Annotated in this window: 15 protein-coding genes and 1 pseudogene; 6 read left to right on the top strand and 10 right to left on the bottom strand. The window is 72.6% G+C overall.

Annotated elements, in window-relative coordinates; all coding sequences use genetic code 11:
* Positions 1 to 32: 32 nt before the first annotated feature.
* The 4 genes from M6G08_RS14560 to M6G08_RS14545 are packed head-to-tail and all read right to left on the bottom strand — an operon-like array spanning position 33 to position 4,573.
* Complete coding sequence (locus tag M6G08_RS14560; protein WP_073724237.1) at positions 33 to 674, bottom strand: GTP-binding protein; 642 nt, start codon at positions 672 to 674, stop codon at positions 33 to 35.
* A complete protein-coding gene (locus M6G08_RS14555) occupies positions 655 to 1,098 on the bottom strand; it encodes a DUF742 domain-containing protein (RefSeq protein ID WP_073724239.1) in 444 nt (147 codons plus the stop codon). Before M6G08_RS14555 ends, M6G08_RS14560 begins: the two co-directional genes overlap by 20 nt.
* Entirely contained in the window at positions 1,095 to 1,598 is a 504-nt protein-coding gene (locus M6G08_RS14550) for a roadblock/LC7 domain-containing protein (RefSeq protein ID WP_272587585.1), read from the bottom strand. The genes M6G08_RS14555 and M6G08_RS14550 overlap by 4 nt, the downstream gene beginning before the upstream one ends.
* Positions 1,595 to 4,573 (bottom strand): sensor histidine kinase, encoded by a 2,979-nt coding sequence (locus M6G08_RS14545; protein WP_272587584.1) that lies wholly within the window; start codon positions 4,571 to 4,573, stop codon positions 1,595 to 1,597. The genes M6G08_RS14550 and M6G08_RS14545 overlap by 4 nt, the downstream gene beginning before the upstream one ends.
* A gap of 451 nt (positions 4,574 to 5,024) precedes the next feature.
* Between M6G08_RS14545 and M6G08_RS14540 the strand changes: the two genes are divergently transcribed.
* Positions 5,025 to 5,816, top strand: a complete 792-nt coding sequence (locus M6G08_RS14540; RefSeq protein ID WP_272587583.1) for a protein phosphatase 2C domain-containing protein — start codon at positions 5,025 to 5,027, stop codon at positions 5,814 to 5,816.
* A gap of 36 nt (positions 5,817 to 5,852) precedes the next feature.
* On the opposite strand, the gene M6G08_RS14535 is transcribed toward M6G08_RS14540, so the two are convergent.
* Positions 5,853 to 6,347, bottom strand: coding sequence for a MarR family winged helix-turn-helix transcriptional regulator (locus tag M6G08_RS14535; protein ID WP_272587582.1), 495 nt, complete (start codon positions 6,345 to 6,347; stop codon positions 5,853 to 5,855).
* A 256-nt stretch (positions 6,348 to 6,603) separates the two neighbouring features.
* Between M6G08_RS14535 and M6G08_RS14530 the strand changes: the two genes are divergently transcribed.
* Complete coding sequence (locus tag M6G08_RS14530; RefSeq protein WP_272587581.1) at positions 6,604 to 7,431, top strand: lysozyme; 828 nt, start codon at positions 6,604 to 6,606, stop codon at positions 7,429 to 7,431.
* 87 nt (positions 7,432 to 7,518) lie between these two features.
* Here M6G08_RS14530 and lon read toward each other — a convergent pair whose 3' ends face one another.
* The gene (gene lon, locus M6G08_RS14525; RefSeq protein WP_272587580.1) at positions 7,519 to 9,942 is read right to left on the bottom strand and encodes an endopeptidase La; all 2,424 of its coding nucleotides are present in this window, start codon (positions 9,940 to 9,942) and stop codon (positions 7,519 to 7,521) included.
* Positions 9,943 to 10,104: 162 nt separating this feature from the next.
* Between lon and M6G08_RS14520 the strand changes: the two genes are divergently transcribed.
* From M6G08_RS14520 to M6G08_RS14505, 4 genes and pseudogenes are all read left to right on the top strand, one after another.
* Positions 10,105 to 10,797, top strand: coding sequence for a spermine/spermidine synthase domain-containing protein (locus M6G08_RS14520; protein WP_272587579.1), 693 nt, complete (start codon positions 10,105 to 10,107; stop codon positions 10,795 to 10,797).
* A 122-nt stretch (positions 10,798 to 10,919) separates the two neighbouring features.
* Positions 10,920 to 11,660, top strand: a complete 741-nt coding sequence (locus tag M6G08_RS14515; RefSeq protein WP_043380000.1) for a response regulator transcription factor — start codon at positions 10,920 to 10,922, stop codon at positions 11,658 to 11,660.
* The gene (locus M6G08_RS14510; RefSeq protein ID WP_073724254.1) at positions 11,657 to 12,781 is read left to right on the top strand and encodes a sensor histidine kinase; all 1,125 of its coding nucleotides are present in this window, start codon (positions 11,657 to 11,659) and stop codon (positions 12,779 to 12,781) included. The genes M6G08_RS14515 and M6G08_RS14510 overlap by 4 nt, the downstream gene beginning before the upstream one ends.
* A gap of 281 nt (positions 12,782 to 13,062) precedes the next feature.
* A pseudogene (locus tag M6G08_RS14505) lies at positions 13,063 to 16,900 on the top strand (multifunctional oxoglutarate decarboxylase/oxoglutarate dehydrogenase thiamine pyrophosphate-binding subunit/dihydrolipoyllysine-residue succinyltransferase subunit).
* Between the two features lie 99 nt (positions 16,901 to 16,999).
* Here M6G08_RS14505 and fxsT read toward each other — a convergent pair.
* From fxsT to M6G08_RS14485, 4 genes are all read right to left on the bottom strand, one after another.
* Positions 17,000 to 20,002 (bottom strand): FxSxx-COOH system tetratricopeptide repeat protein, encoded by a 3,003-nt coding sequence (fxsT, locus tag M6G08_RS14500; RefSeq protein WP_272587578.1) that lies wholly within the window; start codon positions 20,000 to 20,002, stop codon positions 17,000 to 17,002.
* 61 nt (positions 20,003 to 20,063) lie between these two features.
* Complete coding sequence (locus M6G08_RS14495) at positions 20,064 to 21,275, bottom strand: FxsB family cyclophane-forming radical SAM/SPASM peptide maturase (RefSeq protein WP_524540348.1); 1,212 nt, start codon at positions 21,273 to 21,275, stop codon at positions 20,064 to 20,066.
* Entirely contained in the window at positions 21,272 to 21,424 is a 153-nt protein-coding gene (locus tag M6G08_RS14490; RefSeq protein ID WP_272587577.1) for a hypothetical protein, read from the bottom strand. The genes M6G08_RS14495 and M6G08_RS14490 overlap by 4 nt, the downstream gene beginning before the upstream one ends.
* Positions 21,421 to 24,804, bottom strand: a complete 3,384-nt coding sequence (locus M6G08_RS14485) for a tetratricopeptide repeat protein (protein WP_272587576.1) — start codon at positions 24,802 to 24,804, stop codon at positions 21,421 to 21,423. Before M6G08_RS14485 ends, M6G08_RS14490 begins: the two co-directional genes overlap by 4 nt.

Genomic DNA, 24,804 nt, shown 5'->3' with positions numbered 1-24,804 from the left:
TCCTGGTCGAGGGCGTCTGGACGAGGGTTCGTCTACTCGGGTGTTTCGTCGAGCGCGTGGCCCACGAGGGACAAGAGGGTCTCGATGGCCGAGATCCGACGGCGCGCATCCATGATCATTACAGGGATGTGCGCGGGGATCGTCAACGCCTCCCGCACGTCCTCCGCCTCGAACAGCTCGCTGCCGTCGAAGTGGTTCACCGCGACGACGTACGGCAGTCCGCAGCTCTCGAAGTAGTCCAGGGCCGGGAAGCAGTCCTTCAGGCGGCGGGTGTCGGCCAGGACGACGGCGCCGATCGCGCCGCGCACCAGGTCGTCCCACATGAACCAGAACCGCTGCTGGCCCGGCGTGCCGAACAGGTAGAGCACCAGGTCGTCGTCGAGCGTGATGCGGCCGAAGTCCATGGCCACGGTGGTGGTCAGCTTGCCCGGCGTGGCGGTGAGGTCGTCGGTCTCCTCGCTCGCCTCGGTCATCAGCGCCTCGGTCTGCAGAGGCGTGATCTCCGAGACGGCGGTGACCAGGGTGGTCTTGCCGACGCCGAAGCCGCCGGCCACCACGATCTTCGTGGCTATGGGCGCGCGCGTGCGGTCCGTCTGCCAGGGCTGCATGGTCTCGTCGGGGTCGACGAGCGGGGAGACGCCGGAGGCGGCGGCGTCAGAGACGACGGAGTCCACTGAGCACCCTTTCGAGCAGAGCGCGGTCCGGACGGCCCGTTCCGTGGCCGGTTCCGGTGCCGTACACACGGATCTTTCCCTGGTCCGCCAGGTCGCTGATGAGGACGCGGACCACGCCGAGCGGCATCTTCAGCAGCGCGGCGATCTCGGCCACCGTACGCATGCGGCGGCACAGTTCGACGATGGCCCGCATCTCCGGCATCACGCGGGAGGTGAGCGACCCGTTCGTCAGTTCCTTGCGCTCCTCGGCGGCCTCCAGCGCGGCGGTTCCGGCCGTGGCGCCGACGAACGTCTCCACGAGCAGGACGTGGCCGAAGCGGGTGCGGCCGCCGGTGAGCGAGTAGGGGCGTACGCGGGCGGGCTTGCGGTCGGCGCCGCGCACGGGGAGGTTCCCCCGGCCGTTCTTCTTGGGGGTGCTGCTCATCGGAGACTCCCCGTCGACTCGGACTCCAGGGACTGCCGCAGCTCGCTGCGGAGTTCGGGGGTCAGCACGTGGCCGGCGCGGCCGACGAAGAGCGCCATGTGGTACGCGACGACGCTCATGTCGCAGTCCGCTGAGCCGTGCACGCCGAGCAGCGAGCCGTCGCTGATCGACATCACGAAGAGGCTGCCCTCGTCCATGGCGACCATCGTGTGCTTCACGTTGCCGTAGTCCATCAGCCGGGCGGCGCCGACGGTGAGGCTGCCGACGCCGGAGACGACCGTGGCGAGGTCGGCGGCGGAGCCGCGCGGTCCGGTGCGGCGCACGGTCTGTGCCTCGCGGGCCGCGTCGTTCCGCTCCTGGTCGGAGGAGAGGAGCAGCAGGCCGTCGGAGGAGACCACGGCGACCGATTGGATGCCGGGGACCTCCTCGACGAGGTTGGTCAGCAGCCAGTGGAGATTGCGGGCTTCACTGCTCAGTCCGAAGGTACTGGGCGCGGTCAACTGCTTGCCTCCTCGACAGTGCCCCCCGTGGCTTCTTCGGTTGTCCCCGCCGCGGCGGACGGCGCCTCGTGCTGCTCCGTCCGGTCGGCGATCTCCGCCTCGACGTCGCGCCGGCCGGCCTCCGCACCGCTGCGGAACCCTCCCAGGCGACGGCGGAGTGCCTCGGCGTCCACGGAACCCGAGGTGCGCGGCTTCGGTGCCGCGGCGGGGGTGCTGAGTTTCGGGGTCCGCTTGGGCAGACCCTTGGCGGTGACGGGCTCGGCGGGGTCGCCGTCGGCGTCCTCGCCGGTCGTCCTCGGCGTGGCCTCGTCCGGCGTGCGGTCGTGGGCCTCGGGGCCGATGGCGTACGGGTCGGGCGTGGGCTCCGGCTCAGGGGCGCGCTCGGGCTCCGGTTCCGGCTCGGGCTCGGGCTGCGGCTCCGGTGTCCGGGCCTGGTGCCGGTCGTGGTCCTGGGGGCCCGTCTGGGCCGGGATCAGCAGGGCCATCGTGGAGTCGTCGGGGAGGTCGTGGCCCGGGGCGGGCGCGGTCTCCGGCTCCGGGGCCGGCTCCGGGGCCGGCTCCGGTCCGGCGGCGGCCGGGGGCGTCTCCGGGGCCGGTGCCGGCGCCGTGTCCTGCGGCTCCCCGGCGTCCTCGGACTCGTCCGCCTCGTCCGCCGCGTCGGCGTCCGCGTCGGCCTCCGCCCGCCGTACGGCCTGCTCCGCCGAGGCGACCAGCGGGTCCGCGTCCGTGTGCGCGCCCTTCTCCGCGCGGCCGTGCAGGACGTTGGAGTTGGCCTCCGCGTCGGCGCCCGGCAGCGAGAAGGACCCGGTGTCGGTCATCGGCACGCTCGGTGCCAGCGCCGCCGGCGGGGCCGCCGCGAGCAGCGGGCCCGGGAGCACCACGACGGCCGCCACACCGCCCTGCTTCTGCTCCCGCAGCCGCACCCGCGCCCCGTGCCGGTGGGCGAGCCGGGCCACCACGTACAGGCCGAGGCCGAGACCCTCGTCGCCCTCCTGGTCGTAGGGCGCGTCCGGGTCGAAGTCGGTGAGGCGGGCGTTGAGGCGCTGGAGGCGTTCGGTGGCCATGCCGATGCCCTCGTCCTGGACGGAGAGCATCACCTCGCCGTTCTCCAGCAGCCAGCCGGAGACCTCCACGGGCAGGTCCGGCGGCGAGAAGGAGGTGGCGTTCTCCATCAGCTCGGCCAGCAGGTGGGAGAGGTCGTCGGCGGCGAAGCCGGCCACGTGCGCGTGCGGCGGCAGCGCGGCGATGCGGACCCGCTCGTACCGCTCGATCTCGCTGACCGCGGCCCGGACCACGTCGACCAGCGGCACCGGCGAGGCGCTGTGCTGGACGTGCTCGGTGCCGGCGAGGACGAGCAGGTTCTCGCTGTGCCGGCGCATGACGGTGGCGAAGTGGTCGAGCTTGAACAGGGTGGCCAGGCGGTCCGGGTCCTGCTCGCGCTCCTCCAGGCTCTCGATGACGGCGAGCTGCCGCTCGACCAGGCCGAGGGTGCGCAGCGCCAGGTTCACGAAGGTGGAGCCGATGCTCTTGCGGACCACGTCCAGCTGGGCGGCGGAGCGGTCGAGTTCGGCGCGCAGTTCCTCGCGGGCGTCGGCCATCTTCTGCCGCTGGCCCACGAGGTGCTTGCGGTCGGACTCCAGGGTGTTGACGCGCTCGGCGAGGCTGACGGCGTGCGCGTGCAGGGCGTTGACGGAGCGGACGACCTGGGCGAACTCGTCGTTGCGGCCGGTGAAGGCGACGGCCTCCTCGGCCGTCGGGTCCTCGGCGCCCGCCAGCCGGGCCGAGCCGCGGCGCAGCACCGACAGCGGGCGGGTGAGGGTGCGGGCCATGGCGGTGGCGATGCCCACGGCGAGAAGGAGCAGGGCGGCGAGGGCGGCGATCCGGATCTCCAGCGCGGTGACGTCGTCGTCGCGCAGCTTCTCCAGGTCGGTGACGCGCTTCTCGTAGAGGGCGGACTCGGCGCCGCGCATGGCGTCGACGCGGGCGGAGAGCGCTGCGTCGAGCCGCTTGGCGCTGGTCTCCAGGTCGTCGTCGGAGAGCGTCGGCTCGTCGGTGAGGGCGGCGAGGTACTTGTCGGCGGAGTTGACCTCGGGGCCGGTGACCGTGGCGTCGAAGCGGTCCCGCGCCTCCTTGGGCGCGCCCTCGCGGAAGTCGGCGAGGGCGGCGTCGGAGCGCACCCGGGCCTGCTGGGCGGCGGCGGCGAGCGCGTCGCGCTGCTCGGCGTCGGCGTCCGAGGAGGTGGTCGTCTCCGTCGGCAGGCCCGTGATCGGGTCGATGACGGTCTCGGTGGTGCTCGGCACGTTCAGGGCGGCGAGCAGCAGGCCGCGGGTGGCGGAGGCCTGCTGGACGGCGGTGTCCAGCTCGGCGAGGGCGTACGCCCCGGCCCCGGCGCGGGGCGGCATCCGTTCGGCCAGTTCCTCGGCCAGGGCGTGGAGTTCGGTGATCGCCTCCGAGTACGCCTCGTGCGCTTCGAGGGCGGTGCTCTTGCCGGTGAGGGCGGCCCGGCGCAGGGCGGCGATGGCGTCCAGGTCCTCGCGCAGGGAGGCGGGCGTGTCGGAGTCGGCGCGCAGCTCCTCGACCTGCCGGTCGACGCGGGCGCTGCGCTGCTCGGAGGGCGCCTTGGACTCGGGGCGGCCCGCGGCGATGTAGGGGATCACCTCGTCGCGTTCGTCGGCGAGGGAGTGGGCGAGGGTCAGCGCGCCCTGGGTCCGCTCGGCGAGTGTCACCAGTTCCTGGGAGTCGTGCAGCTGCCCGGAGGCGGCCACGACCGACGGGGCTCCGGCTCCGGCGACGGCGGCGGCCACGACCGCCACGGCGACGATGAGCCGGTTGCGTACGTGGGTGGGACGGCCCTTGCCGACGGGGGCCGCCGGCTGGGCCGGGGCGGAGGTGCCGGGGGTGCGCTCCGCGCTCCCCGCGGGGGCCGTCTGCTTGTCTGTGCGACGAGGCCGCGTCTTCTGCACCGGTGCTCGCATTCCTGACTCGTGTACCCGTGGGCGCGGGTGGCGCTCCGTCAACTGACCGGCCGGCGCGTGCACCCTCCACCACGCTCCGGGCCGCTCCCCGGCCGCCGGCCGCGCGTCGGACGGGGGGCACCGCGTGAGCAGGGCAGACCCGCCACCGGTCCCCGACCCTCCCAGTGCCGGTGGGTGGTGGGCGCGCATCGTCCGGCCCGCCACCCGAAGGAGTGAACCCCGGACGGGAGTTGGTGGGCAAGTTCCCCCGGCTCGTGCGACTCGCCCGCGCGGCGAGCCGGTTGGACGTCTGGGACGGGCGGTGGCACTATGTGCCGCCACGCGTTGCCGGAGTGCCCAATTCCGCCGCAAAAGCGGCGCCTGACCTGTGTCACCGCGCCGATTCCGGGAGAACTCGGGGAAGGTGCCAGCGTTTTGCGGACACCGTGAAGAGGTCGTGCAGACTGGCCGGATGCGTACGGAACTCGTCTCGGAACCCGGACTCGCCGACCATCCCAACGAGGACTTCGCGAGCGTCGGACTACCGGCCTCGGGACAGGGTGGTTCGCTCGTCGTGCTGGACGGCGTGACACCGCCGCGGGGCGATACCGGGTGTCTGCATTCCGTGCCCTGGTTCACCGCGCGCCTCGGTAGCGCACTGACCGAACTGACCGTTTCGATGCCGGATGTTCCCCTCGACGACGCCCTGGCCCGCGCCATCGCGCGTACCTCGGCGGCACACGCGGGAACCTGTGAGCTTTCTCACCCCCGCACGCCGCAGGCAACCGTGGTCGTCGCCCGCTGGTCTCCCGCCTCGGTCGAGTACCTGGTCCTGTCCGACTCCGCTCTGCTGGTGGAGGCGCCCGACGGCACGGTCACGGCCGTCCTGGACGACCGGCTGGCCCGGCTGCCCCGCTCGGCCCTCGCCACGGACGCGCTGGTGGACGCCCATTACCGCAACAAGGAGGGCGGCTTCTTCACGGCCGCGGCCGACCCGTCGGTGGCGGCGCGGGCGGTGACGGGGGTACTGCCGCGGGGCGGGGTGCGGACGCTGGCGGCGCTGACGGACGGGGCCGGCCGGTGGGTGGAGAGGTTCCGGGAGGGCGACTGGGCGGACTGCCTGGCGCTGGTGCGCAAGCAGGGCGCGCGGGCGCTGGTGGACCGGGTGCGGGAGCTGGAGCACGCCGACGCGGCGGGGGCCCGTTCGTTCCTGGGCCGCAGCAAGACGCACGACGACGCGACAGTGGTGTACGCGGAGCTGTGACCGTGCCGGAGGCCGGCTCCGGCCCCGGCCCCGCCGCTACTTCTCCGTCCCCCGGTTCAGTTCGTGCAGCAGCCGGGCCAGTTCGGTCACCTCGCGCGGGTCCCAGCCGGCGAGCCGGCGGGCGTACCGGGCACGGCGCGCCTCGCGTACCCGGCCGACGCGGGCCTGGCCCTCCGGGGTGAGGGTGACCAGCCAGGCACGGCCGTCCGCGGGGTCGGGTTCGCGGGCGACGAGGCCGAGTTCCTCCAGGGCGCGCAGCTGACGGGACATCGTCGCCTTGCCGACACCGATGTAGGCGGCGAGTTCCGTGGCCCGCTGCCCCCCGCACTCGCCGAGCCGCACGAGGAGGCCGTACGCGGACGACTCCAGGTCGGGGTGGACCTCGCGGGCCATCTCGCCCTGGTTGGCGCGGGCCCGCCGCAGCAGGACGGTCAACTCCCGCTCCAGTGCCAGGAACTCCGGTTGGTTCACACCACTGCCGGACACCGCGGATTCGACTCCGCGACCGTCGCCGTTCCCGTCCTCGTGCACGTCAGCCCCTACCTCGATTTTCCCGGTCCTGAAAGTTTCCGCCACAAGGCGCCATCGCCGCAGCTCGGCAAGTATTTCGCAGGCTTAGACCAACGGCGGCTCCCGACCCCTCTTCCACCCGGCGTTCTACGTGCGTAGCGTTCCCTCCGGGACAAGCGAATGGCATGCGCACGCCAGTTTGGCGCGTACGTCCCGCACGGTCTCTCCCCACCCGCGCATCCCCCACCGAGCACCACCGAGCCATCGGAGGCACGTCATGCTCGTGCACAGATCCGGATCGGCCCGCGGGCGGCGCTTCGCCGTCACCGGGACTCTGCTCGCCGCGTTCTCCCTGCTGTTCACCGTCCCCGCCCACTCCGCGTCGGCCGCCGACACGCCGCCGCGCGGCTCCGCCCACATGGGCATGGGCGTCGTGGAGCACGACGGACAGCACGGCACGCCCGTCCCCGGCCGCGCCGTCCAGACGGAGGGCGTGGACGTCTCCAGCCATCAGGGCAACGTCGCCTGGTCGACCCTGTGGAACAGCGGGGTCAAGTGGGCCTACGTCAAGGCCACCGAGGGGACGTACTACGAGAACCCCTACTTCGCCCAGCAGTACAACGGCTCGTACAACGTCGGCATGATCCGCGGGGCGTACCACTTCGCCACGCCGGACACCACGAGCGGCGCCGCCCAGGCCAACTTCTTCGTGGACAACGGCGGCGGCTGGTCCCGGGACGGCAAGACGCTGCCGGGCGCGCTGGACATCGAGTGGAACCCGTACGGCGCCGCCTGCTACGGCAAGACGCAGAGCCAGATGGTCTCCTGGATCCGCGACTTCCTGAACACCTACAAGGCCCGCACCGGCCGCGACGCCGTGATCTACACGGCCACCAGCTGGTGGACCCAGTGCACCGGCAACTACGGCGGCTTCGCCGCGAACAACCCGCTGTGGATCGCCCGGTACGCCTCGACGGTGGGGACGCTGCCGGCGGGCTGGCCGTACTACACGATGTGGCAGTACACCTCGTCCGGGCCGACGGTCGGGGACCACAACAAGTTCAACGGAGCCCTGGACCGGGTCCGGGCGCTCGCGAACGGCTGACGCCCCCGGCGCGTACGGCGAGGGCCCGGACTCCGCGCGGAGGCGCAGTCCGGGCCCTTTCCCTTCACTCATCCGGCCGCGTGGCCGTCACGCCGCGACCGGAACCTCCCGCTCGGCACCGTTCGTCGCCGGTGCGAGCGCCAGTTCCAGGACCTGCCGGACGTCGGTGACGGCGTGGACGTCGAGCTTGTCCAGCACCTCCGCCGGGACGTCGTCCAGGTCGGGTTCGTTGCGCTTGGGGATGATCACCGTGGTGACGCCCGCCCGGTGCGCCGCGAGCAGCTTCTGCTTGACCCCGCCGATCGGCAGCACCCGGCCGGTCAGCGAGACCTCGCCGGTCATCGCCACGTCCGTGCGGACCAGCCGCCCGGAGAGCAGCGAGGCCAGCGCCGTAGTCATCGTGATGCCCGCGCTCGGCCCGTCCTTGGGGACCGCGCCCGCCGGGAAGTGGATGTGCACGCCCCGGTCCTTCAGGTCGGCCACCGGCAGCTCCAGCTCGGCGCCCCGGCTGCGCAGGAAGCTCAGCGCGATCTGCGCCGACTCCTTCATCACGTCGCCCAGCTGACCGGTCAGGGTCAGGCCCGCCGCGCCCGTCTCCGGGTCGGCCAGCGACGCCTCGACGTACAGGACGTCGCCGCCCGCGCCGGTGACCGCGAGACCGGTGGCCACGCCCGGCACCGAGGTGCGGCGCTCGGCCGGGTCCTGGGCGGACTCCGGCACATGGTGCGGCCGTCCGATCAGGGCGCGCAGGTCGGCCTCGGTGACCGTGAAGGGCAGCTCCCGCTCGCCCAGTTCGTGCTGGGCGGCGACCTTGCGCAGCAGCCGGGCGATGGACCGCTCCAGGGTGCGCACGCCCGCCTCGCGGGTGTACTCGCCGGCCAGCTTGCGCAGCGCGCCCTCGTCGACCTTCACCTCGTCCCCGTCGAGCCCGGCCCGCTCCAGCTGGCGCGGGAGCAGGTGGTCGCGGGCGATGACGATCTTCTCGTCCTCGGTGTAGCCGTCGAGGCGGACCAGCTCCATGCGGTCGAGCAGGGCCTCCGGGATGGCCTCCAGGACGTTGGCGGTGGCGAGGAAGACCACGTCGGACAGGTCCAGCTCGACCTCCAGGTAGTGGTCCCGGAAGGTGTGGTTCTGCGCCGGGTCGAGCACTTCGAGCAGGGCGGCGGCCGGGTCGCCCCGGAAGTCGGAGCCGACCTTGTCGATCTCGTCGAGGAGGACGACCGGGTTCATCGACCCGGCCTCCTTGATCGCCCGCACGATCCGGCCGGGCAGCGCGCCGACGTACGTGCGCCGGTGGCCGCGGATCTCGGCCTCGTCGCGCACGCCGCCGAGGGCGACGCGGACGAACTCCCGGCCCATCGCGTGGGCGACGGACTCGCCGAGGGACGTCTTGCCGACGCCCGGCGGGCCGACCAGGGCCAGTACGGCACCGCCTCGCCGTCCGCCGACGACGCCGAGGCCCCGGTCGCCGCGCCGCTTGCGCACCGCCAGGTACTCGGTGATCCGCTCCTTCACGTCCTGGAGACCCGCGTGCTCGGCGTCGAGCACGGCCTGGGCGCCCTGGATGTCGTACGCGTCTTCCGTGCGCTCGTTCCACGGCATCTCCAGGACCGTGTCGAGCCAGGTGCGGATCCAGGAGCCCTCGGGCGACTGGTCGGAGGAGCGCTCCAGCTTGTCGACCTCCTTGAGCGCGGCCTCGCGGACCTTCTCGGGCAGGTCGGCGGCCTCGACGCGGGCGCGGTAGTCGTCGGACTCCTCGCCCTCCTGCTCGCCGTTGATCTCGCGCAGTTCCTTGCGCACGGCTTCGAGCTGGCGGCGCAGCAGGAACTCCCGCTGCTGCTTGTCGACGCCCTCCTGGACGTCCTTGGCGATGGTCTCGGCGACGTCCTGCTCGGCGAGGTGGTCGCGCAGCTGCCGGGTGGCGAGCCGCAGGCGCTCGACCGGGTCGGCGGTCTCCAGCAGCTCGACCTTCTGCTCGGTGGTGAGGAAGGGCGAGTAGCCGGAGTTGTCGGCGAGCGCGGAGACGTCCTCGATGGCCTGCACGCGGTCCACGACCTGCCAGGCGCCGCGCTTGCGCAGCCAGGCGGTGGCCAGCGCCTTGTACTCCTTCACCAGCTCGGCGACCTGGCCGGGCAGGGGCTCGGGAACGGTCTCGTCGACGCGGCTGCCCTCGACCCACAGGGCGGCGCCGGGGCCGGTGGTGCCGGCGCCGATGCTCACCCGGTGCCGGCCGCGGATCAGGGCGCCCGGGTCGCCGTCGGCGAGGCGGCCGACCTGCTCGACGGTGCCCAGGACGCCGGTCTTGGCGTAGGTGCCGTCGACGCGTGGGACGAGCAGGACCCGAGGCTTGCCCGGCTCGGACCTCGCGGCGGCCTGGGCGGCCTCCACCGCGGCCCGCACCTCGGCGTCGCTCAGGTCCAGGGGGACGACCATCCCGGGGAGCACCACTTCGTCGTCGAGCGGCAGCACGGGCAGGGTGAGCGGTGTGGAGGCGTTGGACTCAGCAGCCATGATCTCCCCTTCGGCAGTCAAGTTGAGTTACATCGACTCAATGAAAGGGAGTCCCGGAATGTTCCCCAAGGGCTGTTCGCTCTGAGCGATCAACCTCCACGGCGCCCCGCCTCCGGGAGAGCACCGTCGGACCGCCCGGCATTCCTTTGCCAGGATGGGCCGATGCCCATCACTTCTTCCCCCGACGTCCCCGAAGTGCTGGACCGCCGCGAGGGCCCGCACGGTGAGGTCGTCCTGCGCCGGCACGGGACGCTGCTGCAGATCATCGCGAACGGCTGCTTCCTGATGGACACCTCCGACGGGCGCTCGGAGCGGCGCCTGGTCGACGCGGCCGCCGAGGCGCTCACCGCCTCCGGCGGGCGGCCCGCGCCGCACCTGCTCATCGGCGGTCTCGGCGTCGGCTTCTCGCTCGCACACGCGGCCGCCGACCCGCGCTGGGGCCGGATCGCGGTCGTCGAGCGCGAGCGGGCCGTCATCGACTGGCACCGGGGCGGGCCCCTGGCGGAGCTGTCCGCCGAGGCGATGGCCGACCCCCGCACGGAGGTCGTCGAATCGGATCTGGTCCGTTACGTCAATGAGACTTCCGACACGTATGACGCGCTCTGCCTCGACATCGACAACGGCCCCGGCTGGACCGTCACCGAGGACAACGACGGGCTCTACGCGCCGGCCGGACTGGCGGGCTGCGCAAGGGTGTTGAGGCCCGGCGGGGTGCTCGCCGTGTGGTCCGCGCAGCCCTCTCCGGAATTCGAAGAAACCTTGCGTAATGCCGGGTTCCAGCAGGTGCGTACCGAAGAGATCCCCGTTGCCCGGGGCGTTCCGGACGTCGTCCACCTCGCCGCCGGGCCTGGATAGCAAAGCCGCGTCCGATCCCCGTACGCTGCTGCCCTGACGCGGTCTTTCAAGCGTCAATCGCAGTCATGCGCAGACGAGGGATCACCCCACTGATTCCGGTAAGCACACCTCAGGGGCGGGCGATGGAGCAGACACAGACCTCCCACAACGGCACGGCGACGGCGACCCAGGGCGCTCAGCGCCGGGTGCTGGTGGTCGAGGACGACCAGACGATCGTCGACGCCATCGCGACCCGCCTGCGCGCCGAGGGGTTCCTGGTGCAAACGGCGGGCGACGGGCCGGCCGCGGTCGACACCGCCGAGGCCTGGCAGCCCGACCTGCTGATCCTCGACATCATGCTGCCCGGCTTCGACGGCCTGGAGGTCTGCCGTCGTGTGCAGGCCCAGCGGCCGGTGCCGGTGCTGATGCTCACCGCGCGGGACGACGAGACGGACATGCTGGTCGGCCTCGGCGTGGGCGCCGACGACTACATGACCAAACCGTTCTCCATGCGCGAGCTGGCCGCGCGCGTGCACGTGCTGCTGCGCCGGGTGGAGCGGGCCGTGGTGGCCGCCTCCACGCCGCGCAGCGGCATCCTGCGCCTCGGCGAACTGGAGATCGACCACGCGCAGCGGCGGGTGCGGGTGCGCAGCGAGGACGTCCACCTCACGCCGACCGAGTTCGACCTGCTGGTCTGCCTGGCGAACACGCCCCGCGCGGTGCTCTCCCGCGAGCAGCTGCTGGCCGAGGTCTGGGACTGGGCGGACGCGTCCGGCACCCGGACCGTCGACAGCCACATCAAGGCACTGCGCCGCAAGATCGGCGCCGAGCGCATCCGCACGGTGCACGGCGTGGGGTACGCGCTGGAGACGCCGACGCCATGAGCCGAGGGCGGGATGCCGCACGGCGGAGCCCCGGCCCCCGGAGGACCGGGGAACCCTGGGGCGGCGTACGCCCGTTCTCGATCAAGACCAAGCTGGGCGCGCTGGTCGTCACGTCGGTGCTGATCACCACCGGTCTGTCGGTGATCGCGGTGCACACCAAGACGGAGCTGCGCTTCATCACGGTCTTCTCGATGATCGCCACACTGCTGATCACGCAGTTCGTGGCGCACTCGCTGACCGCGCCGCTGGACGAGATGAACGCGGTGGCCCGGTCCATCTCGCACGGCGACTACACCCGCCGGGTGCGCGAGAACCGCCGCGACGAGCTGGGCGACCTGGCCGTCACCATCAACCGCATGGCCGACGACCTGGAGGCCCAGGACCTCCAGCGCAAGGAGCTGGTCGCGAACGTCTCGCACGAGCTGCGCACCCCTATCGCGGGCCTGCGCGCGGTGCTGGAGAACATCGTCGACGGGGTCACCGAGGCCGATCCGGAGACGATGCGCACGGCGCTCGGTCAGACGGAGCGGCTCGGCCGGCTGGTGGAGACGCTGCTGGACCTCTCCCGCCTGGACAACGGCGTCGTACCGCTGCGCAAGCGGCGCTTCGAGGTGTGGCCGTACCTCTCGGGCGTACTGAAGGAGGCCAACATGGTCGCCTCCGCGCGCGCGGGCATCGCCTCCGGGTCCGGCAGTCACACCCGCACCGACGTGCACCTGGCGCTCGACGTGTTCCCGTCCGACCTCACCGTGCACGCCGATCCCGAGCGCATCCACCAGGTCGTCGCCAACCTCATCGACAACGCCGTGAAGCACAGTCCGCCGCACGGCCGGGTGACGGTCAGGGCGCGGCGCGGCGAGTTCCCCGAGTCGCTGGAGCTCGAGGTCCTCGACGAGGGACCGGGCATTCCGCGCTCGGAGTGGCGCCGGGTGTTCGAGCGGTTCAACCGGGGCTCGGTGTCCCGGCCGCACGGTCCGGGCAGTGACGGCGGCACCGGGCTGGGCCTGGCGATCGCGCGCTGGGCGGTGGATCTGCACGGCGGCCGGATCGGCGTGGCCGAATCCGAGCGGGGCTGCCGGATTCTCATCACTCTTCCGGGCCTGCCGACGGCTCCGAGTTGACGTAGGGTTCGAAGCGGAGCGCCAAGATCCACTGGTGTCCGCGCTGACGGACACGTGTGATCAGGCACAGGCCCGCGTTTTCCCGGCGCCGGGTCGCGGCCGCCCCTTCCCTCACGCAACGGAACCTCGCTTGTTTCCCGCCATTTCCAGCGCCGAAACGCAGTCTGCGATGTGACTTACGCGACGATGAACGGGCCCGGTCTGACCTTCCGGGTCGGGGAGGCGTAGCCTTGATTCCCGCTGTCCACCATCTTGTGAAGCGGAAGAGGGCGGTTCTCGCCGTGTCGCCACAGTCCCCCAGTAACTCGAGCATCTCGACCGACACCGACCAAGCGGGCAACGCGGGCAAGAACCCCGCGGCCGCCTTCGGTGCCAACGAATGGCTCGTCGACGAGATCTATCAGCAGTACCTCCAGGACCCGAACTCCGTGGACCGAGCCTGGTGGGACTTCTTCGCCGACTACAAGCCCGGAGCGGCCGCTGCCCAGTCCGCCTCCGGCACCGCGGCCACGGACTCCGGCAGCGCCCCCCAGGCCTCCTCCGCGCCGCAGGCGCAGGCGCCCGCCCCGGCCCAGCCGAAGGCGGCGCCCCAGCAGGCCGCGCCCGCGAAGCCGGCCGCGCAGCCCGCCGCTGCTGCGCCCCGCGGCTCCGGCCGCCCCGGCCGCGCAGCCCGCCGCCCCGGCCAAGCCCGCCGCCGCCAAGCCGCAGGCCAAGGCCGCCGCGCCCGCCAAGGACGCCGGCTCGGCGCCCGAGGGTCCGGAGACGGTGACCCTGCGCGGCCCCGCCGCCGCGGTCGCGAAGAACATGAACGCCTCGCTGGAGCTGCCCACGGCCACGTCCGTGCGCGCGGTCCCGGTGAAGCTGCTGTTCGACAACCGCATCGTCATCAACAACCACCTCAAGCGCGCCCGGGGCGGGAAGATCTCCTTCACGCACCTGATCGGCTACGCGATGGTGCAGGCCATCAAGGCCATGCCGGCGATGAACCACTCGTTCGGCGAGAAGGACGGCAAGCCGACTCTCATCAAGCCGGCGCACGTCAACCTCGGCCTCGCCATCGACCTGGTCAAGCCCAACGGCGACCGCCAGCTGGTCGTCGCGGCGATCAAGAAGGCCGAGACCATGAACTTCTTCGAGTTCTGGCAGGCCTACGAGGACATCGTCCGCCGCGCCCGCGACGGCAAGCTGACGATGGACGACTTCTCCGGCGTCACGGTCTCGCTGACCAACCCCGGCGGCCTCGGCACCGTCCACTCCGTGCCGCGCCTGATGCCCGGCCAGTCGGTGATCATGGGCGTCGGCTCCATGGACTACCCGGCGGAGTTCCAGGGCACCTCCCAGGACACCCTGAACAAGCTCGGCATCTCGAAGGTCATGACGCTCACGTCGACCTACGACCACCGGGTCATCCAGGGCGCCGCCTCCGGCGAGTTCCTGCGCCAGGTCGCCAACCTGCTCCTGGGCGAGAACGGCTTCTACGACGAGATCTTCAAGGCGCTGCGCATCCCCTACGAGCCGGTCCGCTGGCTCAAGGACATCGACGCCTCGCACGACGACGACGTCACCAAGGCCGCCCGCGTCTTCGAGCTGATCCACTCCTACCGGGTCCGGGGCCACGTCATGGCCGACACCGACCCGCTGGAGTACCAGCAGCGCAAGCACCCCGACCTGGACATCACCGAGCACGGGCTCACCCTGTGGGACCTGGAGCGCGAGTTCGCGGTCGGCGGCTTCGCCGGCAAGTCCCTGATGAAGCTGCGCGACATCCTCGGCGTGCTGCGCGACTCGTACTGCCGCACCACCGGCGTCGAGTTCATGCACATCCAGGACCCGAAGCAGCGCAAGTGGATCCAGGACCGCATCGAGCGCTCGCACACCAAGCCGGAGCGCGAGGAGCAGCTGCGCATCCTGCGCCGCCTGAACGCCGCCGAGGCGTTCGAGACGTTCCTCCAGACCAAGTACGTCGGCCAGAAGCGGTTCTCCCTGGAGGGCGGCGAGTCCGTCATCCCGCTGCTGGACGCGGTCATCGACTCGGCGGCCGAGTCCCGCCTGGACGAGGTCGTCATCGGCATGGCCCACCGCGGCCGGCTGAACGTGCTGGCCAACGTGGTCGGCAAGTCGTACGCGCAGATCTTCCGCGAGTTCGAGGGCAACCTCGACCCGAAGTCGATGCACGGCTCCGGCGACGTGAAGTACCACCTGGGCGCCGAGGGCACCTTCACGGGCCTCGACGGCGAGCAGATCAAGGTCTCGCTGGTCGCCAACCCCTCGCACCTGGAGGCGGTCGACCCGGTCCTGGAGGGCGTCTCGCGCGCCAAGCAGGACATCATCAACAAGGGCGGCACGGACTTCACCGTCCTGCCGGTGGCGATCCACGGCGACGCGGCCTTCGCGGGCCAGGGCGTGGTGGCCGAGACCCTGAACATGTCGCAGCTGCGCGGCTACCGCACCGGCGGCACGGTCCACGTCGTCATCAACAACCAGGTCGGCTTCACCGCCGCCCCGGAGTCCTCGCGCTCCTCGATGTACGCCACCGACGTGGCCCGCATGATCGAGGCCCCGATCTTCCACGTGAACGGCGACGACCCGGAGGCCGTGGTCCGCGTCGCGCGGCTCGCCTTCGAGTTCCGCCAGGCGTTCAACAAGGACGTGGTGATCGACCTCATCTGCTACCGCCGCCGCGGTCACAACGAGTCGGACAACCCGGCCTTCACCCAGCCGCTGATGTACGACCTGATCGACAAGAAGCGCTCGGTGCGCAAGCTCTACACCGAGTCCCTCATCGGTCGCGGCGACATCACCCTTGAGGAGGCCGAGCAGGCGCTCCAGGACTACCAGGGCCAGCTGGAGAAGGTCTTCACCGAGGTCCGCGAGGCCGTCTCCCAGCCGTCCGCCGCGGAGCCCTCGGACCCGCAGGCCGAGTTCCCGGTCGCCGTGAACACCGCGATCAGCGCCGAGACGGTCAAGCGGATCGCCGAGTCCCAGGTCAACATCCCCGACCACGTCACCATCCACCCGCGCCTGCTGCCGCAGCTGCAGCGCCGCGCGGCGATGGTCGAGGACGGCACGATCGACTGGGGCATGGGCGAGACCCTCGCCGTCGGCTCCCTCCTCCTGGAGGGCGTCCCGGTCCGGCTGTCCGGCCAGGACTCGCAGCGCGGCACCTTCGGCCAGCGCCACGCGGTGGTCATCGACCGCGAGACGGGCGACGAGTTCACGCCGCTGCTGTACCTGTCCGAGGACCAGGCCCGGTACAACGTCTACAACTCGCTGCTCTCCGAGTACGCCGTGATGGGCTTCGAGTACGGCTACTCGCTGGCCCGCCCGGACGCGCTGGTGATGTGGGAGGCGCAGTTCGGCGACTTCGTCAACGGCGCGCAGACGGTCGTGGACGAGTTCATCTCGTCGGCCGAGCAGAAGTGGAACCAGACCTCCGGCGTCACCCTCCTGCTGCCGCACGGCTACGAGGGCCAGGGCCCGGACCACTCCTCGGCCCGTATCGAGCGCTTCCTCCAGCTCTGCGCGCAGAACAACATGACGGTCGCGATGCCGACCCTGCCGTCGAACTACTTCCACCTCCTGCGGTGGCAGGTGCACAACCCGCACCACAAGCCGCTGGTGGTCTTCACCCCGAAGTCGATGCTGCGCCTGAAGGCCGCGTCCTCGAAGGCGGAGGAGTTCACGACGGGCCAGTTCCGCCCGGTCATCGGCGACGACTCGGTCGACCCGGCCGCCGTCAAGAAGGTCGTCTTCACCGCCGGCAAGGTCTACTACGACCTCGACGCCGAGCGGAAGAAGCGCGGCCTCACGGACACGGCCATCATCCGCATCGAGCGCCTGTACCCGCTGCCGGGTGCCGAGCTCCAGGCGGAGATCGCCAAGTACCCGAACGCCGAGAAGTACCTGTGGGCCCAGGAGGAGCCGGCGAACCAGGGCGCCTGGCCGTTCATCGCGCTCAACCTGATCGACCACCTGGACCTGGCGGTCGGCGCCGACGTCCCGCACGGCGAGCGCCTGCGCCGCATCTCGCGGCCGCACGGCTCGTCCCCGGCCGTCGGCTCCGCCAAGCGGCACCAGGCGGAGCAGGAGCAGCTGGTGCGTGAGGTGTTCGAGGCCTGAGGCCTCGCACCCGACTGACCGTTCAGGCCTGATCGAGGGGGCCGGTCCCGGGAACGGGGCCGGCCCCCTCGGGGCTCTGCGGGGCAGATCGGCCGCGGGTCAGATCGGCTGCGGTTCGAAATCCCAGTAGGGGTGCCGCCGTTCCTGAATCTCCCGGATCTGCGGATGCCCCTCGCCGAACAGCGCGGTGAGCCGGGTGCCCACGTCCCGGCGCAGCGCCTCGGCCTCCTCGTCTTCTCCCGTTTCGGCGAGGTCCAGGGCCAGCCCTGCGCGGAGGCTGACGGTGAGGATGTGGTTCTCGCCGAGGGCTCGGGCGGAGCGGGCGCAGGTGTCCCGGCCCAGGACGGCCGCGGCCTCCTTCTCACCGGCGCCGACCAGCGCAGCCACCTCGTTCTTGGCTGAGCCGACGGACCACGGGTGGTCCCGGCCCACCGCCTTCTCCATCTGCGCCGTGCACTGCCGGGACAGCTCGAGCGCACCACGCGTGTCGCCCGTCTCGCGCATGATCACCGCCACGTTGTCCCGGGCTCCTACGGTGTACGGGTGGTCCTCGCCGAGCTGCGCCGCGTAGTGCGCGGCGGTTACCTCGGCCAGGGCCCGCGCCTCCTGTGTCTCCCCCAGCTGGCGCAGCAGCATCGCGTAGTCGCAGGAGACCAGGAGTGTCTCGGGGTGCAGGGCACCGCGGCGGCGCAGCAGCTTGCGCCGCACGCCGCGCATCATGGCGTGGGCGAAGTGCAGGTCGCCGACCCGGCGGGCGCACAGGGCAAGGTTGTGTTCGGCCTGCACGGTCTGGCTGTGGTTGCGGTCGAGCACCTGGCTGTGCAGCCGGGAGTTGTGGCCCTGGATCTCCAGCGCCTCGCGGTAGTTGCCGAGCAGGCGCAGCATCCAGGCGGTGCGCAGGGCCGAGTTGAGGGTGAGGGCGTCCTTGCCGCCGAGGAGTGCCACCCGGGCCTCGAAGATCCGGCGGTGCAGAGCGAGCGACTCGGCGTAGTGGCCCTGGAGACCAAGGGCCATCGCCAGGTTACTGCGGACGGTGAGGGTGCGCGGGACCTGTTCGCCGCCCAGCTCGACGGCCGCGGTCTCGGCCGCCTCCTCGAACAGCGTGCGGGCCTCCGTGTACCGGCCGAGAGCCATGAGGGTGCCGCCGAGGCCGTCCTTGGCGCGGATCATCTCGATGGGACGGACGCCGCTCGCGGCCCGCAGCCTCCGGACCGTCTCGCGTCCGGTCGTCTCTGCCTCGGCGTACCGGCCGAGCCTGCGCTGCATGTTGGCGAGTTGGTGGACGGCGACCAGGACAGCCCTGTCGGTGTCCGCGGAGGTCTGCTGCCACTGATTCACGGCGCGCTGACTCAGCCGCCTGCCCTCGTCGTACTCGCCGCGCATTCGGAGGTACTCGATGCAGTTGAGGACGAGGTCCCGCACGTCCTCGTCGTCCGAGTCGAGGGCACCAGAGGGCCCCAGGTGCGGGATGAGCGCGGCATAGCGGGCCCAGTTGCCCGGCGTGGAGGAGTCGCGGGGGTCGGCGGAGACCAGGAGACGGCGGGCGGCGGCGAAGTGGCGGGCGGCGTCATCGGGCGACTGGACGTGGCGCACGAAGCGGTGGAAGAGCCGGTGCATGCGCAGCGTGCCGACGGTCTGAGTGTCCAGTCGCGGTCCCTGTTCGTACTCGATGCGCATCGAGGTGATCTCGGAGAGCTTGCGCAGGGCGGAGTTCCAGCTGCTGGGCTCGGCGACCAGGTCCACCAGCTCGGGTGGCAGGTCGGTGTGCCGGGCGGTCTGCAGCAGCCGTACCGGGACCACCTCGGGCGAGAAGCAGACCAGCAGGTTGAGCAGGTGCCAGGCGGGCTCGAAGCCCTCGCGCAGGGTGTTGAGAAGCTTGGCCCAGGCCACCTGGAAGCTCTCCGGGTACTCCCGGGACGCCATCACGCCGAAGCGGTCGGGACGGCCTTCGCGGATGTCCTGCACGTACTCGTCGACGGACATGGTGGGATTGGTGTCGAGCCACGCGGCTGTCTGGTCGAGCAGCAGCGGGACGTCCTCGACGGCGTCGGCGAGCCGGTCGGCCTGCCCGGCGTCGAGCCGCTCGGCGCGCCGGCCCACGAACGCGACGCTCTCCCGGCGGGCGAAGCCCGCGACCGGCAGGGTCTCCCCCTGCGCCGCCCATTCGCCGCGGTGGGTGGTGACCAGGACGTGTCCGCGTCCCTCGTCGGGGATGAGGTCGATCACCTTGTCCGGGTCGCGCGCGCCGTCCAGCACCAGTAGCCAGGGGCGGGCGGTGCGGCCGAGCTCGCGGCGGACGGCCTTGATGGTGGCCGCCAGGTCTCCGCCGTCCCGGACGTCCATCTCGGGCGCCAGGTCGGCGAACTGCTGGCGGGCGGTGACGCGCTGCGCGGCGGTGATCCACCAGACGATGTCGTACTCGCCGGCGAACCGGTGGGCGTACTCCAGCGCCAGCTGTGTCTTGCCCACGCCTCCGGGCCCCCGCAGGGCCAGGGTGGCTCCCTCGGACCCGACCCCGACGAGAGCCTCGTACATCTGCTCCAGGAGTTCAGTGCGGCCGATGAACCGGCGGTTGCGGCGCGGGACGCGCCAGACCTCCGGGGGATCGTCCGGGAAACGTGGGCCGCGCCGCAGGTCGATCCCAGTGCTGGGGGCCGGGACCGCCGCGCACTCCAGGACGCGGATGCGGGCCAGCTCAGGGCGCAGGCCACGCAGATCGACCGGCGCGAGCGGGGCGACTTCCGCGGGCAGCGGCTGCGCCGTGACGCTCACTGCGGCTATGCGTTCGCGGAAGCCGGGCAGCACCTCGCGCAGCACCGACGCCCATGCCTCGAACCGCTCGGCTCCCAGCCGCTCGTACCAGTCGTCGATGACGAGCAGGATGCGTCCCGGCGCGCCGAGCAGATCGGTCAGGGCGTGCGCGGCGGGCGGCCGGCGCAGCGGGTTCCACCGCACCAAGGTGGTGGTGCGGCCGGCGGCGCGGACCTGGTGGTCGATCCACTTGGCCCAGGACTCGCTCTGCCCGGCGAAGACCACCGTGACGTGTACCGGCTCCGTCACCATCTCGCTGTCCCCTCGGCCGACCTGGTCACGACTGAGCACAGGTTAGTCAATTGTGCGTCAAAGAAGCCTGATTCGCGCCGAGTTGAGTGTGACGTTCAGCTCACATGGCAACACGTACGGTGCCTTCGAGTCGGCGCGCGACATGCCGGATCAGCCGCTCCAGATCGGCGCAGTACACGCTCGGGTGATCGAATCGCGGGCCAGGCGCGTACCGGTGCACGTAGTTGCCGCCCCCGCACACCCGGCCGACCGGGCAGGCCCGGCACTCCTCTCCCAGGGCCCGCTCGCCCGACTGGCGGGCCGCGATCCCCGGGTGGCGCAGGGCCGTGTCGAAGGAGTGCCGGAAGACGTCGAGCCCGGTCTCGGCGGCGCCCCGGTAGGCGGTTCTGAGCGAATCAACCTGCTCAATCGCGCCGTCCGTCTCGACGACGACGGCGGCCACCGGCGACAGCCCCACGGCCTCGGCCCGACTGGGTGCCCCCAGCAGCAGGGCGACGATCTCCTGGAAGAGGCGCACTCGGGTGCGCAGCCGGCCCGCGTCCCACCAGGCATCGAAGACCGTGGCCAGCCAGTCCCCGTACGGCGTGGCCACGGGCCGGTGCCTGCCGGGCGGCCCGCCGACGAGGCCTGGCGGCGGATTGCCCCAGTTGGCGTGCGGCAGGAGGAGGTCCAGGCGGGGCGGGGCCAGCTCCAGAAGCGAGTGGTAGACGTCCAGCGGATCGGCGGCGAGATCGACGGTGCACAGGATTCCGGCGTACGCCTGCGGGTGCGCGGCGAGCCGGCGGGCGGCCGCGAGGGCGGCGGGCCAGGCGGGCCGGCCCGCGTGATCGACGCGGCGCGCGTTGTGGGCGGCACGTCCGCCGTCGAGGCTGAGGCCGACCCGGATGCCGTCCTCGGTGAGCTGCCGCAGGCCGCGTTCGGTGAGGCGGGTGCCGTTGGTCTGCACGGTGGCGGTGATCCGGCAGCCCTCGGGGACGGCCCGGCGCACGGCGCGGACGTACTCCCGCACGGGGGCGGGGCCGGCGAGGAGAGGTTCGCCGCCGTGCAGTTCGACGCGGATGTGGTCGAGGCCGTGGGCGGCGACGTGCTCGGCGACACGGGCCGCAGTGTGCTCCATGACGCGAGCGCCGACCCGGGCCGGGCGGTCCCGCCAGCCGTCGTCCCGGCCGCGGTAGAGGTAGCAGTAGGTGCAGTCGAGGTTGCAGCGGCCGTGGACCTTGAGGACGAACTGCCGCAGCGGCGTGGGCACGTGCTCCCGGCCGTCGGGCCGCGGCGCGGGCCGGCACGCGGTCGGCCGACGGTGGGCCGTCACGGGGCGTCCTCGTAGTAGGCGACGACGGTGTTCTCCCCGTCGCGGGCGCGAAGTTCGGTGAGGATCGCGGCCAACACCGGATGGTCGGAGCGGGCGGGCCGGTGGAGTTCGGGCAGGGGTGTCTCCGCCTCGTCGGTGGGGTGGGTCACGCGTCGGCCGTTCCGGAAGTGAGGCGCGCGAGGCCCGAGCGGAGCTCCCTGGCGAGCTCGGGGTCCGAGGTAAGGCGCAGAGCCTCCCGGTAGTCGGCGAGGGCGCTGCGGAAGCGGCCGAGCCGTTCCCGGAGGCTGGCCCGCCCCTGCAGGGACAGGGCCAGGACGTCCCGCGCGGCCGCGCCCCCCTCCCGGGCGTGCTCGACACCGCGGGTGAAGTACTCCACGGCCTTCTCGGCGTGGTCGGAGGTACCCAGCCGTTCGTACAGCGTCTCGGCGACGGTGCCGCGATGGATCAGGAACAGCGCCTGGAGCGGTGGCTCTTCGGAACCGCGGACCGCCTCGCCCAGCAGCCAGTCAGCCTCGTACAGGTCGGAAAGCACGTGCGCGACTTCGAAGCGCGCGAAGTGGGCCCCGGCGAGCCGATACCGGCGGTGGGGAAGGTCGGGATCGTCGGGAAGGGTCCCTTCGACGGCCCGCCGGAGCAGGTCCACGGCCCGGTGGACGTCCTGCGGAGCGCCGTGGCGGCCGGCCCGCTCACTCAGGGCCACCCCGCAGTCGGTGAGTACGGCGGGCAGCCGTGGGTCGTCCTCTCGCAGCAGCCGTACCACCGCCTCCCACGTGTCGACGGCCAGGTCGAGCGAGACGGGGGCGCCGGTGCGTTCGTAGCTCTCCCAATGCACGTTACCGGCGCGGGTACGGCACTCGACACGCAGGTCCTCGTCGTCACCTGCGGCTTCCTCGGCCCGTTCCAGCGCGTGGACGATCAGGGAGTGGTCGCGGTCGTCGTCCGTCCCAGCGAGGTCCACGGCGGACGCCACGTCCAGCCAGGCCCGGCAGCGCCCGGTGTTCGGAAGGTCGTTGTCCTCCCGCAGCACGGCCATGAAGTCCTCGATGGCCGAAGCAGCCGCGTCACGGCCGCGGTCCGTCTCGCCGGCGGAGGAGGCGACGGCGCCCTGCCCGGCGAGGTGCTCGGCCAGTTCCAGCCAGACCCGTCCCCGTTCGACGCGGACGCGGTCGGAGCCGCGCACTTCGATCGCCGTGGTGGCGGCGTCGACGGCGCGGTACAGATGGGCGACGTACCACTCCTCCGGGTCCGCGGCGGCCGCATAGGGGCCGTCGGGCCCGGTCCGGCTCGCGCCCGCCAGCCCGATGAGGCGGCGCAGGTGCAGCAGGGCGCTCCCGGCGAAGTGTCGCAGGCCGGCACTCTCGCTCTCCATGGCCAGGACGGCGGCGAAGTCACGGTCGGCCAGGTACAGCAGGACCGCCCGGGCGAACTCGACGGCGTCGTACTCGCTCTGCGACGCGGCGCCAGCCGCCCAGTCCCGCAGGTCGTCAGTGACCCCGGGGAAGCCGATGCCCTCTTCCTGCAACGCGGAAGCCTGGTCCCCGCAGATCACGCCTCGGATGAACCGTCCGTGCCCGGTGATGCCCCGCAGGTCCGCGACCGCCTCCCAGGCCTCCCGCAGGTCGCCGCCGTCCGCACCCACACGCCACCGGTCCATCAGGCACTCCGCCAGCAACTCGGCGGCCGCCACACGCCGCTCGCCCGCGCGGGCCACCGTGAGCACCTGACGCAGACCACCGACGGCGGCGTCGAGATCACAGGTCTGCCCCTCCGCCCGGAAGCGGGCGTGGGCCTCCCGGGCCCGTTCCAGCAGCACACCCGCGTCGGCCTCGGGGCCGACGGCCGTCCTCGGCATCCGGGCGCCGAGCTCGCGCAACACCTCCGCCGACACCTCGGCGAAGGCGCGCAGGCCGGGTGGTTCCGCGGTGCCGGGACCGGTCACCGAACCGGTGACAGGGACCCCGAGGGGGTCGGTCGCGGGGACCAGCTGCTCTCCTGGAGTGACCGCACCGCGCAGGAACGCCCCCGCCAGGGCGGGGAAGTTGCGCACGCTGCGGCCGAAGCGGCGCTCCACGTACGCGGAGCAGTGCTTGAACAGCAGCTCGACGTCCTCGACGGTCAGCCGGGACCGCAGTTCCGTGGCGACGCCCGGCAGGAAGCGGTACCGCACCGTCTGCGGATCGTCCGTGTCCGGCTCACGGCGCACCAGCCCGCCCAGGAGCACCTCCGAAAGGACCTCGGGTCCGCTCCCGGCGAGCATCGCGTGCTGGACCAGCTGCATCACCGGCAACTCGAGGGGCACCGCCGACAGGTACACCGCGAGGCGGCGCGCCTCCGGCGAGGCGGGGCGCAGGAAGGTCCGGACCCGCTCGGCACCGCCGATCTCCTCGGCCGCGCGCACGGGCGCCGAGGAGGCGGGGTGGTCGGCGCGCACCCAGCCCGCGGCGGCGGCCAGCGACTGCCCGGTGGCACCGGACACCAGCCGAGCCCAGCCCTCCACCGAGGGGCGGCGCAGCGCCAGCACGGGCACGGGCAGCGCACCGTCGTCGACCGGGCCCCGGTCGGGGCGGAACTCCAGCGCGCCGGCCGGGCCCTCACGGCGGTGCAGCGTCCCGCGCCGGGCCGGCAGATGGGTACGGGCCCACATGCGCTGGGGCAGGGGCTGGGCCACGGCGACCGGGGCCGTGGCCGCCCAGCGGTGCAGCAGCCGCTGCATGCGGCCGCTGCGCCACATGGGTCCGGCGCAGTCGCTGAGCACCAGGGTCACGCGTCGGCCGGTCGGATCGCTGAGCTGCTCGGGCGCGCGCAGCAGGCCGCCCGTCCTCGGATAGGAGGAACAGCCGGGCCGGCCGCCGAGGCCTTCGTGAAGGTACTGCACCTGCAGCTCACGGAAGGCGCCAGCCCGGGCGCAGACCTGGCGCAACTCGTCCAGGGCCTGCTGCCAGACCACGGTGGAGGTCGACACGTCCATCAGGAGCAGCAACCGGGCCTCGCGGCGCCGGTCGGTGCGCAGCACGGGCAGCACGAGGCCGGACTCCGCGGCCCGTTCGGCGGTGGCCCGTTCGTCCAGGGTGCGCGGGACCGGACGTACGGGGGCGCGGTAGCGCTGCAGCGGGCGCAGGCCCCGCTGCAGGGCGAGGGGTTCGGGCAGGGCGGGGGCGGCCGGGACCCGCACGGGCGCCGGCCTGTCGCCGGTACCGCCCCCGCCGCTCACTGGGCCGTCGGAGCCGGGGGCGAACAGCCAGCCGCCCTCGCCGGGAGGGGTCTCGCCCCGGTCCGCGGACTGCGCGCTTCCCGGAGGCGTCGGGGACACGGCGGGCGGCTCACCGGGCGGTGCCTCCGGGCCGCCTCCGGTGCGGGGTGCCTCTTCGGCCGCCGGTGAGGCGGGGGCGGGCAGCCAGCGGGCCAGCCACAGGGCGTCCGCGAGTTCCTCGACGCCCGGCCCGATCCCCGCGTACCGCATCCGCGCGACCAACCCGGCAAGCGCGGGCGCGGCACCGTCGGCCGCGGTCGGGGCTTCCTGGGCGGCCAT

The sequence above is a fragment of the Streptomyces sp. M92 genome (genome assembly GCF_028473745.1).
GTDB lineage: Bacteria > Actinomycetota > Actinomycetes > Streptomycetales > Streptomycetaceae > Streptomyces.
The sequence above is the reverse complement of the archived record's forward strand: the minus strand, read 5'-3'. Positions and strand labels throughout refer to the sequence as shown.